General features: G+C 71.9%; 13 protein-coding genes. 6 read left to right on the forward strand and 7 right to left on the reverse strand.

Going from position 1 to position 13,364, the window contains the following annotated elements; translation table 11 throughout:
* The first annotated feature begins 5 nt into the window (after positions 1-5).
* The gene (locus ACFYXE_RS03810; RefSeq protein ID WP_389308502.1) at positions 6-1,505 is read left to right on the forward strand and encodes a glycoside hydrolase family 3 protein; all 1,500 of its coding nucleotides are present in this window, start codon (positions 6-8) and stop codon (positions 1,503-1,505) included.
* A 169-nt stretch (positions 1,506-1,674) separates the two neighbouring features.
* Here ACFYXE_RS03810 and nagB read toward each other — a convergent pair whose 3' ends face one another.
* Positions 1,675-2,460 (reverse strand): glucosamine-6-phosphate deaminase, encoded by a 786-nt coding sequence (gene nagB / locus ACFYXE_RS03815; protein WP_389308504.1) that lies wholly within the window; start codon positions 2,458-2,460, stop codon positions 1,675-1,677.
* 275 nt (positions 2,461-2,735) lie between these two features.
* On the opposite strand from nagB, the gene ACFYXE_RS03820 reads away from it, so the two are divergent.
* The gene (locus ACFYXE_RS03820; RefSeq protein ID WP_389309509.1) at positions 2,736-3,914 is read left to right on the forward strand and encodes an SIS domain-containing protein; all 1,179 of its coding nucleotides are present in this window, start codon (positions 2,736-2,738) and stop codon (positions 3,912-3,914) included.
* A gap of 91 nt (positions 3,915-4,005) precedes the next feature.
* On the opposite strand, the gene ACFYXE_RS03825 is transcribed toward ACFYXE_RS03820, so the two are convergent.
* A complete protein-coding gene (locus ACFYXE_RS03825) occupies positions 4,006-4,848 on the reverse strand; it encodes an SDR family oxidoreductase (RefSeq protein ID WP_389308506.1) in 843 nt (280 codons plus the stop codon).
* A gap of 93 nt (positions 4,849-4,941) precedes the next feature.
* Between ACFYXE_RS03825 and ACFYXE_RS03830 the strand changes: the two genes are divergently transcribed.
* Entirely contained in the window at positions 4,942-5,559 is a 618-nt protein-coding gene (locus ACFYXE_RS03830) for a TetR/AcrR family transcriptional regulator (RefSeq protein ID WP_389308508.1), read from the forward strand.
* Positions 5,560-5,917: 358 nt separating this feature from the next.
* Positions 5,918-7,393 (forward strand): sensor histidine kinase, encoded by a 1,476-nt coding sequence (locus tag ACFYXE_RS03835; protein ID WP_389308510.1) that lies wholly within the window; start codon positions 5,918-5,920, stop codon positions 7,391-7,393.
* A 252-nt stretch (positions 7,394-7,645) separates the two neighbouring features.
* On the opposite strand, the gene ACFYXE_RS03840 is transcribed toward ACFYXE_RS03835, so the two are convergent.
* Together ACFYXE_RS03840 and ACFYXE_RS03845 are read right to left on the reverse strand one after the other, a co-directional pair.
* Positions 7,646-7,903 (reverse strand): WhiB family transcriptional regulator, encoded by a 258-nt coding sequence (locus ACFYXE_RS03840; RefSeq protein ID WP_016639615.1) that lies wholly within the window; start codon positions 7,901-7,903, stop codon positions 7,646-7,648.
* A 316-nt stretch (positions 7,904-8,219) separates the two neighbouring features.
* Complete coding sequence (locus tag ACFYXE_RS03845) at positions 8,220-9,188, reverse strand: diacylglycerol/lipid kinase family protein (RefSeq protein ID WP_389308512.1); 969 nt, start codon at positions 9,186-9,188, stop codon at positions 8,220-8,222.
* Positions 9,189-9,268: 80 nt separating this feature from the next.
* Here ACFYXE_RS03845 and ACFYXE_RS03850 point away from each other — a divergent pair, with 80 nt between their 5' ends.
* The gene (locus ACFYXE_RS03850; RefSeq protein WP_361167790.1) at positions 9,269-9,727 is read left to right on the forward strand and encodes a hypothetical protein; all 459 of its coding nucleotides are present in this window, start codon (positions 9,269-9,271) and stop codon (positions 9,725-9,727) included.
* A 41-nt stretch (positions 9,728-9,768) separates the two neighbouring features.
* Here the strand turns inward: ACFYXE_RS03850 and ACFYXE_RS03855 are convergent, their stop codons facing one another.
* The 3 genes from ACFYXE_RS03855 to ACFYXE_RS03865 form a co-directional block, all read right to left on the reverse strand.
* Positions 9,769-10,800: an RNA polymerase sigma factor SigF gene (locus tag ACFYXE_RS03855; RefSeq protein ID WP_361167793.1), complete on the reverse strand. Its 1,032-nt coding sequence runs from the start codon at positions 10,798-10,800 to the stop codon at positions 9,769-9,771.
* A complete protein-coding gene (locus ACFYXE_RS03860) occupies positions 10,797-11,210 on the reverse strand; it encodes a hypothetical protein (protein WP_062782207.1) in 414 nt (137 codons plus the stop codon). Before ACFYXE_RS03860 ends, ACFYXE_RS03855 begins: the two co-directional genes overlap by 4 nt.
* Positions 11,211-11,454: 244 nt before the next feature.
* Positions 11,455-11,715: a UBP-type zinc finger domain-containing protein gene (locus ACFYXE_RS03865; RefSeq protein WP_389308516.1), complete on the reverse strand. Its 261-nt coding sequence runs from the start codon at positions 11,713-11,715 to the stop codon at positions 11,455-11,457.
* A 46-nt stretch (positions 11,716-11,761) separates the two neighbouring features.
* Here ACFYXE_RS03865 and ACFYXE_RS03870 point away from each other — a divergent pair, with 46 nt between their 5' ends.
* Positions 11,762-13,360, forward strand: coding sequence for a Na+/H+ antiporter (locus ACFYXE_RS03870; RefSeq protein WP_389308518.1), 1,599 nt, complete (start codon positions 11,762-11,764; stop codon positions 13,358-13,360).
* The last annotated feature ends 4 nt before the right edge of the window (positions 13,361-13,364 follow it).

Raw genomic sequence — 13,364 nt, forward strand, 5'->3', positions numbered from 1 at the left:
CGCACATGACGACTCTCACGCACGCCGGTGACACGCTCACCCGCAACGCCCTGGCCGTCCTGCAGCCCGGCTTCGACGGCACCACCGCCGCGCCGGACTGGCTGCGCCGCCGGATCGACGAGGGCCTCGCCTCCGTCAGCCTGTTCGGCCGCAACGTCCACAGCGCCGAGCAGGTGGCCGCGCTCACCGCCCAGCTGCGGGCCGAGCGCGACGACCTGCTGATCGCCATCGACGAGGAGAGCGGCGACGTCACCCGCCTGGAGGTGCGCACCGGCTCCTCCTACCCGGGCAACCACGCGCTCGGCGCCGTCGACGACACCGCCCTGACCCGCGACGTCGCCGCCGACCTGGGCCGCCGCCTGGCCGCCTGTGGCATCAACTTCAACTGGGCGCCGTCCGCCGACGTCAACGCCAACCCGGACAACCCGGTCATCGGCGTACGCTCCTTCGGCGCCGACCCGCTCCTGGTGGCCCGGCACACCGCCGCCTACGTCGAGGGACTGCAGTCCGCCGGCGTCGCCACCTCCGCCAAGCACTTCCCCGGGCACGGCGACACGGCGATCGACTCGCACCACACCGTGCCGGTCATCGACGTCGACCGGGACGTGCTGAACTCCCGTGACCTCGCGCCGTTCCGCGCGGCGATCGCGGCCGGTTCGCGGGCCGTGATGAGCGCCCACGTCCTGGCCCCCGCGCTGGACCCGGACAACCCCGGCACGCTCTCCCGCCGCATCCTCACCGGCCTGCTCCGCGAGGAGTTCGGCTACGAGGGCCTCATCGTCACCGACGGCATGGACATGCAGGCGATCGCCGGGACGTACGGCTTCGAGCGGGGCTGCGTCCTCGCCGTCGCCGCCGGCGCCGACGCGATCTGCACCGGCGGCGGCCCCTCGGACGAGGGCACCGTGCTGCGGCTGCGGGACGCCTTCGTCGCCGCGGTGCGCTCGGGTGAGCTGTCCGAGGAGCGGCTCGCGGACGCGGCCGACCGGGTGCGGGCCCTGGCGGCCTGGACCGTGGCGTCGCGGGGCGCGGGCGAGCGTTCGGGCGTCGTGCCCGACAGCGGGATCGGCCTGGTCGCCGCCCGCCGCGCGCTCACCGTCACCCGCGGCGAGACGTACGCGGCCCCGGTCACCGAGGCCCCCTACGTCGCCACCTTCTCGCCGCTGCCGAACATCGCCGTCGGCGACGAGACCCCCTGGGGCGTCACCGACGAGCTGGAGCGCCGGCTGCCCGGCACCGAGTCGGGCACCTTCTCCGGCGACGGCGCGGGCGGCAAGGCCCTCGCGGCGGCGGGGGAGCGGCGCATCGTGGCCGTGGTCCGCGACGCGCACCGCCACGCGTGGATGTCCGACGCCCTGACGACGCTCGTGACGGCCCGCCCGGACACCGTCGTGGTCGAGATGGGCGTGCCCCAGTCCGCGCCGACCGGCGGCCTGCACATCGCCACGCGCGGCGCGGCCCGGGTGTGCGGGACGGCGGCCGCGGAGGTCATCACCGCGCAGTAGTGCGGAGGTCGTCACCGTGCAGTAGTGCGGCGGTCGTCACCGTGCAGTAGTGCCGTGGCTCCGCGCCTTCGGGCGCGGAGCGCGACCAGGTGCGCAGCAGCAGGACGGTACGACGAAGGGGCGCCCCCACGGCGGGGGCGCCCCTTCGTCGTACGTACCGCCCGGCGGCCTACAGCCCCTGCCAGTCCGGCTTGTTGGCGTAGGTGTGCCGGAAGTAGTCCGCGAGCTTCAGCTTGGACGCGGCGGCCTCGTCCACCACGACCGTGGCGTGCGGGTGCAGCTGCAGCGCGGAGGCGGGCACGACCGAGGCGACGGGGCCCTCCACCGTCGCGGCCACGGCGTCCGCCTTGCCCTCGCCCGTGGCGAGCAGCACCAGGTGCCGCGCCTCCAGGATGGTGCCGATGCCCTGGGTGATGACGTGGTGCGGGACCTGCTCGATGTCCCCGTCGAAGAAGCGCGCGTTGTCCACGCGCGTCTGCTCCGTCAGCGTCTTGATACGGGTGCGCGAGGCGAGCGAGGAGCACGGCTCGTTGAACCCGATGTGCCCGTCGGTGCCGATGCCGAGCAGCTGCAGGTCGACGCCCCCGGCCTCGGCGAGCGCCTTGTCGTACGCGTCGCACGCCGCCAGCACGTCCTCGGCACTGCCGTCCGGGCCCATGAACGACGACTCGCTCAGCCCGAGCGGCTCGACGACCTCGCGAAGGACCACGGAGCGGTACGACTCGGGGTGGCCGACCGGCAGCCCCACGTACTCGTCGAGCTGGCAGATGCGCGCCCGCGAGGCATCCACGGAACCGGCCGCGACCTTGCCGGCCAGCGCTTCGTAGATGGGCAGCGGGGTGGATCCGGTGGCGACACCGAGCAGGGCGTCAGGCTTACGGCGCACCAGGGCGGCCATGGCCTCCGCGATGAGCTCGCCGCCTGCCTTGGCGTCCGGGACGATGACAACTTCCACGCTGGGCCTGCCGATCTGGAGAGGGTGCTCAAGAGGACTGGTGGTATAGACCAATCTAGCAGAGCTGTGCCGTCGGGACAGTCGATTCCTCGGGTCCATGCTCGGCTCTCACCACCGCCTCCGCCCGTCGAGCGCCCCCTCCCGCCCGCCGGGCCACCCCACCCGTCCCGCCCGGCCGCTCCCCCTCCGGCGCCACCCGCCCGACCCGCCCGCCCCGACCCCCGCCCAGAGCGCGGGGAGAGGGCGGAACGGGGAGAGTGGAAGGCATGACCGCCATGACTGCGCCGGACGCGCACGACCCGCAGAGCGAGCGGCCGGGCCGGATCATGTGCCGGGAGATGGCCGAGCAGCCCGAGGCCCTGCGCCGCCTCCTCGACGAGGGCGCCCCGCTGATCCACGGGACCGCCGACCGGGTGGCCGCGCAGCGCCCCCGCTTCGTCCTGCTCACCGGCCGCGGCACCTCCGACCACGCCGCGCTCTACGCGAAGTACCTCCTCGAAGTCCGCCTCGGCCTGCCCTGCGGCCTGACGTCGATGTCCACCGTCACCGCGTACGGCGCGCGGCCCGACCTCAGGGACGTCCTCGCCGTCACCGTGAGCCAGTCCGGTGGCTCGCCCGACCTGGTGGCCTCCACGCGGGCCGCCCGCGAGGCCGGCGCGATCACCGTCGCGGTGACCAACAACCCCGACTCGCCCCTGGCCGCCGTCGCCGAACACCACATCGACATCCTGGCCGGCCCCGAACGGGCCCCCGCGACCAAGTCGTACACCTCCGCACTGCTCGCCCTCTATCTCTTCATCGAGCGGCTGGGGGAGCGGTTGCGGGAGGGATCGGAGGAGGGACTGCGGGAGGGACCGGAGGAAGGGCCGGAGGAAGGGGCGGAGGAGGACGACCGGTCCCCGTCCCTGTCCCCGCCGTCTCCCTCCCCTTCTTCCCCCGCCGCCCCCCTGCCCGCCCTCGCGGCCGGGCTGCTCGCCCGGCAGGACGAGATCAAGGCGCTGGCCGCCCGCTACCGCTTCGCGGACCGCATGGTCCTCACCTCCCGTGGCTACGGCTACCCGACCGCGATGGAAGCGGCCCTCAAGCTGATGGAGACCAGCTACATCTCGGCGCTCGCCTACTCGGGCGCCGACCTGCTGCACGGCCCGCTCGCGATGGTCGACAACATCTCCCCGGTCATCGCCGTCGTGCCGGACGGCCGGGGCGGCGAGGCGCTCGGCCCCGTCCTGGAGCGGCTGCGCGGCCGGGGCGCGGACCTGGTCGTCGTCGGGCCGAAGGCGCAGGTCGAACAGGCGTCGGCCGGGTTCGTCCTGCCCACGGACGGCGTCCCCGAAGAGCTCCAGCCGATCCTGGAGATCATCCCCCTCCAACTGCTCGCCTACGAGGTGACGATCGCCCGCGGTCACGACCCCGACGCGCCCCGGGCCCTCGCCAAGGTCACCGAGACCCGCTGACGACCACCGCCCCGAAGAGCGCTCCGTCTCCGCTCCGGCAACACCGGTCCGCCTCCGTCGCCCCCCTCCACCCCGGCAACACCGGTCCGCCCTAAGCCAGCGAGCCCCCCGTCGCGTCCAGCCAGTGCCCGGTCACCCAGCGGCCGTCGTCCGACGCGAGGAAGGCGACCACGTCCGCGATGTCCGAGGCCTCGCCGACCCGGCCGAGCGCCGATATCGCGGCCACGCCCGCCCGCGCGTCCCTGTTCTCCTCGCCGCGCAGCCACGCGGCGTTGGTGTCGGTGTCCACGACGCCCGGGGCCACCGAATTGACCGTGATCCCGCGCGGGCCCAGCACCTTGGAGAGGTTCCGGGTGAACACGTCCAGGGCGCCCTTGGTCATGGCGTACGTGATGATCTCCGGCATCATCGCGGCGCGGGACAGCCCGGAGGAGATGTTGATGATCCGGCCGCCGTCCCGCAGCCGCTCCGCGCCGAGCTGGGCGAGGAAGAACGGCACCTTCACGTTCACGGTGAACAGCCGGTCGAACTCCGCCTCGCCGGTGTCGGCGAAGGAACTCGACGTACCGATCCCGGCGTTGTTCACCAGGATGTCCAGGCCCTGCGCATGCGCGTCGAATGCCGTCCACAGCGCCCGCGCGGCTCCCTCGGCGCCCAGTTCGGCGCCGATCGCGAAGGCCGACCCGCCCGCCGCCTCGATCGCGGCCACCGTCTCCTTCGCCGCGGCCTCATTGCTGCCGTAGTGCACGGCGACCCGCGCGCCGTCCCGCCCGAGCCGCTCGGCGATGCCCCGCCCGATACCCCGGCTGCCGCCTGTGACCAGCGCGGTCCTCCCCGCCAGTCGGCCCCCGCCCTGGCCCGCCCCCTGCCCGGTGCCGTGCCCCGTGCGGTGCTCCGTGCGGTGCTCCGTGCCGTGTCCGATCTGCGCACCCATGACGGACGCCCCCTCTTTCTCTAGCGGTCGTTACATAAAAGACCGTACCCGACCCCCGCGTCATTTACTAGCGTCCGCTATACAATTCACTCCATGGCGACGAAACAGCGCGGCCGGCCCCGTTCCTTCGACCGCGAAACGGCCCTGGAGCAGGCGATCCGCACCTTCTGGGAGCACGGGTACGAGGCGACGTCCGTCTCCGACCTGACCCGTGTCATGGGCATCGGGGCGCCGAGCCTGTACGCCGCGTTCGGTGACAAGCGCACGCTCTTCGACGAGGTCGTCGTGCGGTACGGGCATACCCACGGCGCCTTCAGCGGCCGTGCCCTGGCGGAGGAGTCGACCGTGCGCGGCGCCGTGTCGCGGCTGCTGCACGAGGCCGCGGCCGAGTTCACCGACCCCGCCCACCCCCGCGGCTGCCTCGTCATCTCCGCGGCCACCAACTGCACGACGCCGGAAGTGGAAGAGGCGCTGCGCGCCCGGCGCAACGCCAATGTGACCGAGATCGAGTCCCGAATCCGCGCGGCCGTCGCGGCGGGGGAGCTGCCCGCCGGTACCGAACCGTCCGCCCTCGCCCGCTACACCGCGGCGGTCTTCCAGGGCATGTCGCAGCAGGCCAGGGACGGCGCGACCAGGGACGATCTCGAAACGGTCGCGGATCTCGCGATGCAGGCGTGGCCGCAGGCCCGGCCGGCGCAGAATGGGGCGTGACCGCGCGGTCCGAATGTCGGAGAAAGAGACAACAACAAACATCTGCCGACGCATAGACATCGGAGAATGGTCTAGTCCACAATGCGTGGGTAAAGCCTCCGCTCTCCCCGCACAGGAGGGCGGACCGAGGACCCGGCGCTCTCTGCCCTGACCGCGTCGGATCCTCCCGATCGGCCGTCCAGTACCGCACATTCTGGCGGCCGATGCACCTGAAGGGCTGCGGTGCCGTGGGCGGGCTGAGGGTCCCGCCCTGGCGCCGCGGCTCGTCGGGACCGGCCGGGGCCGGGCGGCCGTCGCCGTCGTCCCGCCGGGATCCGCGGGGGCGGACCCGCAGGAAGCGAAAGGTACGCTCGCACACGTGCCCTCCATGAACGACCTCGTCCGCCAGCACACCGCCCTCGGTGACTCCGACCTCGAGTGGCTCCACCTGCTGGTCTCGGAGTGGCAGCTGCTCTCCGACCTCTCCTTCGCCGACCTGGTGCTCTGGGTCCCCACGCGCGACGGGACCCGCTACGTCTCGGTGGCGCAGATGCGGCCCAACACCGGGCCCACCTCCTACCAGGACGACATGGTCGGCCACCTCGTCCCGCGCGGCCGGCGCCCTCTCCTGGACGCCGCCCTGGACGAGGGCCGCATCGTGCGCGAGGGCGACCCGGAGTGGCGCGAGGAAGTCCCGGTGCGCGTCGAGTCCATCCCCGTCCGCAGGGAGGGGCGTGTCCTCGGCGTGATCGCCCGCAACACCAACCTGCTGACGGTGCGCACCCCGTCCCGACTGGAGCTGACCTACCTCCAGTCGGCCTCCGACCTCGCGCAGATGATCGCCGCGGGCTCGTTCCCCTTCCCCGGCCAGCAGGTCGACATGGACGCGTCCCCGCGGGTGGGGGACGGTCTGCTGCGGCTCGACGCCGACGGCATCGTGCAGTACGCGTCGCCGAACGCCCTCTCCGCGTACCACCGGCTCGGCCTCGCCGCCGACCTCGTGGGGCACCACCTGGGGCGGGCGACCGCCGAACTCGCCCCCTCGCGCGGCCCGGTGGACGAGGCCCTGGCCAAGGTCGCGAGCGGCTGGGCGCCGCGTGAGTTCGAGATCGAGGGCGGCGACGGCGTGATCCAGCTGCGCGCGATCCCGCTGAAGCCCAAGGGGCCGCGCATCGGCTCTCTCGTCCTGCTGCGGGACGTCACCGAACTCCGTCGCCGCGAGCGGGAGTTGATCACCAAGGACGCGACCATCCGGGAGATCCACCACCGGGTGAAGAACAATCTCCAGACGGTCGCCGCGCTGCTGCGCCTGCAGGCCCGCCGCATCGACTCCGCCACGGGGCGCGAGGCCCTGGAGGAGGCCGTGCGCCGGGTGGGCTCCATCGCCATCGTCCACGAGACGCTCTCCCAGAACCTGGACGAGCGCGTGGAGTTCGACGAGATCGCCGACCGGGTCCTCGCGATGGTCGCCGAGATCTCGCCCGGCAAGGTCACCGGGCGGCGCACCGGACGCTTCGGCATCCTCGACGCCGAGGTCGCCACCCCGCTGTCGATGGTGCTGACGGAGATCCTGCAGAACGCCCTGGAGCACGGCTTCCGCGAAGGGGACACCGGCACGGTCGAGGTGTCCGCGGTGCGCGGCGGCACCACCAAGGACGCGCGGCTGCTCATCACCGTCCAGGACGACGGCGTCGGCCTGCCCGAGGACTTCGACCCGCACCGCTCGGGCAACCTCGGCCTGCAGATCGTCCGCACCCTCGTCGAGGGGGAGTTGGGTGGCAACTTCGACATGGTCCGCGCCCCGGAGCGCGGCACGCGGGTGCTCCTCGACGTTCCGGTCCGCGGCGACAAGTAGTCCGGCGCCGTCCGCGCGGCACGGACCGACTGGCCCTCGCACGGCAGCGAACGCGCACCACGGCGAGCCCGCACAGCACTGAGCCCACACAACACTGAGCCCACACAGCAGTGAGCCCCGGACCGATGTGGTCCGGGGCTCACTGCTCACGTTGCGTTGCGCATCGGGGGTACTGCGCGGCTGCGGCTCGGGGGCGGGAGTTGCGTACTCGCTGTACGCGCCGCCAAGCTCAGGCTCGTGGGGGTGTCGCGGTCAGGCGCTGGCCTGACGTGCACGGTTGCGAGCGGCGCGGCGCTTCATTGCGCGGCGCTCGTCCTCGCTGAGGCCACCCCAGACGCCGGAGTCCTGGCCGGACTCGAGCGCCCACTGCAGGCACTGCTCCATGACGGGGCAGCGGCGGCAGACGGCCTTGGCTTCCTCGATCTGCAGCAGCGCAGGACCGGTGTTGCCGATGGGGAAGAAGAGCTCGGGGTCTTCCTCGCGGCAAACGGCGTTGTGACGCCAGTCCATGGCTGCTACCTCTCCTTGGTATTACATGCAGGTTGCTTGTGAATGTGAACGCTTTCACGAATCCCCCCGCACGGGAAGGGCCGACGCCCAGTCGCCTGGTGTGGACCTGTGGTGGAGGAGGGGTTCTGGCTCTCTGTGGGGCCGATGTTGCGGGCCGTCCCGATCGCCATGTAGAGATTCGCAAACCTCGGCGGCGGATACAACCCCTTCAGGAAAGTTTTTTTTGATTCCTCAGTGTCGGCTGGGTCACAGCCGTACTTCTATGGGGTGGACCCTGGTCTAAACGTTCGAGTGAAAGGACTTTAGGCCCTTCCACTCACACAATCACACGCAGTGCACGGCGTACGCCTGTGAACGTCACGCTCGTCCGCAGCCCCAAGTGGTCACCGTCCATCTGGAGGGGCAGGGGCACCTTCGAATGCAAGGTGAAGTCCGTGAGGTCGTGGAGCGTAACCGCGTGCTTACCGTGCGGTCCGCGTTCCGGCGTCGACGTCAGGAGCTGGGTGCCGTACCGGGCCACCGCCGCGGTGGAGAGCTTCTTCAGACCCAGCACGTCCAGGCCCGCGTCGAAGGAGGCCTGCGGGGACGCGTACAGGGGCCGATTGCCCAGGTAGGAGTACGGGGAGGTGTTGCAGACTATCGACAGCACCAGGTCGGTCACCGGGTCCTCGCCGGGCCGCTCCAGGGTGATCATCCCGTGCCTGCGGTGCGGCTCGTCGAGGAACTGGCGCAGCACCTGGCGCACATAGAGGGCGTGCGTCGACCGACGGCCGAGCTCGCGCTGCTGTTCGACCCTGCCGACCACGCCGCCGTCGAAACCGAGACCCGCGCAGAACGTGAACCAGCGCGAGGGCACGGCCTCGTCCTCGGTGCCCGGCGTACCGCCCGCGATGCCGAGGCCCACGGTGCGCTCGCTGCCCTCGCGCAAGGCGTCCAGCAGGGCGCCGGTGGCCTCCACCGCGTCGTTCGGCAGCCCCAGGGCGCGCGCGAACACATTGGTGGAGCCGCCGGGCACGACCGCGAGGCGGGGCAGGCGGTCCGGGTCGGGGCCGTGGTGCAGCAGGCCGTTGACGACCTCGTTGACCGTCCCGTCGCCGCCGAGGGCGACGACCAGCTCGATGTCCTTGCTCTCCGCGGCCTGCCGGCCGAGGTCTCTGGCGTGCCCGCGGTACTCCGTGGTGACCGCGTCGAGCTTCATCTCGCTCGCCAGTGCGTGGACCAGCACATCACGCGTACGCGCACTGGTGGTGGTTGCCGCCGGGTTGACCACGAGAAGTGCACGCATGCGCAGCAGACTACCTAGCGGTCTTTACCCGGCCTAGACCGAGGTGCCGGGGCGGGCACCCCCGGAGCTACCCTGCAGGGGTGAGTACTGAGCGGAAAACCACCCCCGAAGCCCCGGAGCCGGCCGCGTCCGGCCCGCGACCCGTGCGGGTGACCGCCGCCGCGGCCCTGGTCGCACTGGAGGGCCTCGCCCTCGTCGTCGGGGGCGTCTACATGCTGGCGATGGGGCTCGCCGGATCGCCCGACGACCCGCGCCAGGCCGAGACCGGCGGCATCACGCTGATCGTCCTCGCGCTGCTCCCGCTGCTGGCCGCCCGCGGGCTCATGAAGCTGCGCCGCTGGAGCCGCGGCCCCGCGATCATCACCCAGATCATGGCGCTCCCGGTGGCCTGGCAGCTGCTGCAGGCCGACAGCGCGGCGATCCCGGCCGGCATCGTCCTGGGCATCGTGGCGGTCGTCTCGCTCGTCCTGGTGATCAACCCGGCGACCACCGAGGCCCTCGGCATCACCGGCCCCGGAAGCGTCCAGGACCAGAAGTGACGACGCGGCGGCTGCCGCCGCCGGCCGGACACGGAGCGTGACTACTCCTCGACGAGGAGCTTCTCCCGCAGCTGCGCGAGCGTGCGCGCAAGGAGCCGGGAGACGTGCATCTGGGAGATGCCGACTTCCTGCGCGATCTGCGACTGGGTCATGTTGCCGAAGAAGCGCAGCAGCAGGATGCGCTTCTCGCGCGGGGGCAGGTCCTCCAGGAGGGGCTTGAGGGACTCGCGGTACTCCACGCCCTCCAGTGCCTCGTCCTCGGCGCCCAGGGTGTCCGCGACGGCGGGCGACTCGTCGTCCGTGTCGGGGACGTCCAGGGACAGCGTGGAGTAGGCGTTGGCCGACTCCAGGCCCTCCAGGACCTCCTCCTCGGAGATGGCCAGCTTCTCGGCCAGCTCGTGCACGGTGGGGGAGCGGCCGTGCAGCTGGGACAGCTCCGCCGTCGCCGTCGTCAGCGCGAGACGCAGCTCCTGCAGCCGCCGGGGCACGCGGACCGCCCACCCCTTGTCGCGGAAGTGCCGCTTGATCTCGCCGACGACCGTCGGCGTCGCGTACGTGGAGAACTCCACGCCGCGCTCCGGGTCGAAGCGGTCCACGGACTTGATCAGGCCGATGGTGGCGACCTGGGTGAGGTCGTCGAGCGGCTCGCCGCGGTTGCGGAAGCGGCGGGCCAGGTGCTCGACGAGCGGGAGGTGCATGCGGACCAGTTGGTTGCGCAGCTCCGCGTACTCCCGACTGCCGTCCTGCAGGGTGCGCAGTTCGATGAAGAGCGCGCGTGCGCCACTGCGGTCCTGCGGATCGTGCCGGCCGTGCTCGTGCTCGCTCATGTTTCCCACCCGTCGCCCGCCGCCCCGGCCGGAGAGCCGCTTGAGCTCGTCCTTGGCGGTCGGCTCTGCCTGCTCCGACACATCGGCCACCCTCAGCGGACCCGACCGGTCCGGCTCCTCGGGATGCGGTTTGGCCTGCTGCTCGGGGATTCCGGTGGTCATACGGCGCATCCCCTCCCTGCCGCCGACGGGCAGACCCTGTGTGCCGCGCTCTTCGTCCCGCACCGGCCCGTCCCCGTTCCTCACGCCGGCCCGGGTCCCGCGCCGCGCTTCTTGTAGAGGCTGATCGAGACGGTGTTGTCCTCGGCGACGGCGGAGTCGACCTGGCCCGCGAGGGCCGACAGCACAGTCCAGGCGAAGGTGTCCCGCTCCGGGGCCCGGCCGTCGGTCGTGGGCGCCGACACCGTCACCTCCAACGAGTCGTCGACGAGGCGGAAGACGCAGCTGAGCACGGACCCGGGCACGGCCTGCTGGAGCAGGATCGCGCAGGCCTCGTCCACCGCGATGCGGAGGTCCTCGATCTCGTCGAGAGTGAAGTCCAAACGCGCCGCGAGACCGGCCGTCGCCGTCCGCAGCACCGACAGGTAGGCACCCGCAGCCGGAAGGCGGACTTCCACGAAGTCCTGATTCCCGGGCTCGCCTGCGATCTGGGACACCCTCACCTCCAAGGTGGTACAAGCATTTCGGGGCTCCGGAGCCGCCGTTCACCGGTGGTCCGGACTGCGTCACACGGGTAACGCACCACGTCTTTCTGCGGTGACGCTACCGCGCTCCCCAGCTCCGTGTCCCGGGGACCCCGCCCGATGCTGTCACTCATAGTAAGCCTACGGGTACGGACAGTGGCTAGGGGTCTGCGGGCCCAATTGCAAAGTACGGGTGCCGGGTTGACGTACCCAGGCCTCAGACGATCGAACCGTCCACGAAGCACCAACGCCAGCTCTCGCCCGGTTCGAAGGTCCGCATCACCGGGTGCCCGGTCTCCTTGAAGTGCTCCGTCGCGTGCTGGAACGGCGAGGAGTCGCAGCACCCCACATGTCCGCACGCCAGACAGAGCCGCAACTGCACGGGGTGACTGCCGGCGGCCAGGCACTCGAGGCACGTTTCGCTCAGCGGGGACACCTCGGGGTGCGGCAGCGACGCGACGTGCGGGCACTCGTTCATGATTGCCAGGTTACGACGGGAACACGGAGGGTGGAGGGGTCTGCCGATGGATGTATTGCCGCTGGTGGCGCTGATCGCGGCGAGCGCGGCGGTGGCGGGGGCGGCGCGCAGGACCCCGGTGCCGGCCCCGCTGCTCCTGGTCGCCGTCGGCCTGGGCGCCGCCTACCTCCCCGGAGTCCCCGACTACCACCTCGACCCGCACATCGTGCTGCCGCTGATCCTGCCCCCGCTGCTGCACACCGCGGCCCTGGAGAGCTCCTACCTGGACCTGCGGGCCAACATCAGACCGGTGGCGCTCCTCTCGGTCGGCTACGTCCTGTTTGCCACGGTCGCCGTCGGCTGGCTCGCCTACCTGCTGATCCCCGACCTGCCGCTGACCGCCGCGCTCGTCCTGGGCGCCGTGGTCGCGCCGCCGGACGCGGTCGCGGCGACCGCCATCGCGCGCCGGGTGGGGCTGCCCTCGCGGATCACCACGATCCTGCAGGGCGAGTCCCTGGTGAACGACGCGACCGCGATCACCGCCTACAAGGTGGCCCTCGCGGCGGCGGTCGGCGAGGGCGCGAGCTGGTCGGGAGGCATGCGGGAGTTCCTGGTCGCCGCGGTGGGCGGGGTCGGCGTCGGACTGCTCCTCATGGTGCCGATCCACTGGCTGCGCACCCACCTGAGGGAGGCGATGCTGCAGAACACGCTGTCCCTGCTCATCCCGTTCGTCGCGTACGCCGCCGCCGAGCAGGTGGGTGCCTCCGGAGTGCTCGCCGTGGTCGTCGTCGCCCTCTATCTGGGCCACCGCTCCTGGCAGGTCGACTTCGAGACGCGGCTGCAGGAGGCCGCCGTGTGGAAGGTCGTCGCGTTCATCCTGGAGTCCGCGGTCTTCGCGCTCATCGGACTGCAGTTGCCCGTCGTCCTGAAGGGGCTCGGCGAGTACAGCGTGGCGCAGGCGGTCTGGTACGCGGTCGGGGTGTTCGTCTGCGTCGTGGTGGCCCGCTTCGTGTGGTCCTACCCGGCGACCTATCTGCCCCGGCGGATGTCGGCCCGGATCAGGGAGCGCGAGGGCGACATGGACTGGCGGCGGCCGCTGATCGTCAGCTGGGCCGGGATGCGGGGCGTGGTCTCGCTGGCCATCGCCTTCTCGATCCCGCTCGTCATGGACGACGGCGAGCCGTTCCCCGCGCGCAATCTTGTCCTGTTTCTGACGTTCACCACGGTGATCGGCACGCTCGTCGTGCAGGGGCTCTCGCTGCCGTGGCTGATCCGTGTCCTGAAAGTGCCGGGCCGCGACGCGCAGGCCCAGACGCTCGCCGAGGCGCAGGCGCAGAACGCCGCCTCACAGGCCGCGGAGGAACGGGTGGAGGAACTCATGCGCGACGAGCGCAACCAGCTCCCACGGCCCCTCCAGGACCGCCTGCGCACCGTCCTGGAACGGCGCCGCAACTCCGTGTGGGAGCGGCTCGGCCAGTCCAACCCGGTGACGGGGGAGTCGGCGGACGACACCTACCGCCGCCTCGCGCGCGAGGCGATCGCCGCCGAGCGCGAGGTGTTCGTGAAGATGCGCGACGAGCGGCGCATCGACGACGAGATGATGCGGACGCTGCTGCGCAAGCTCGACCTGGAGGAGGCGGCGGCCCACCGCGAGATCGAGGAGTGAGGCG

Source organism: Streptomyces sp. NPDC002564, from assembly GCF_042889645.1.
In the GTDB taxonomy this organism is placed as follows: domain Bacteria; phylum Actinomycetota; class Actinomycetes; order Streptomycetales; family Streptomycetaceae; genus Streptomyces.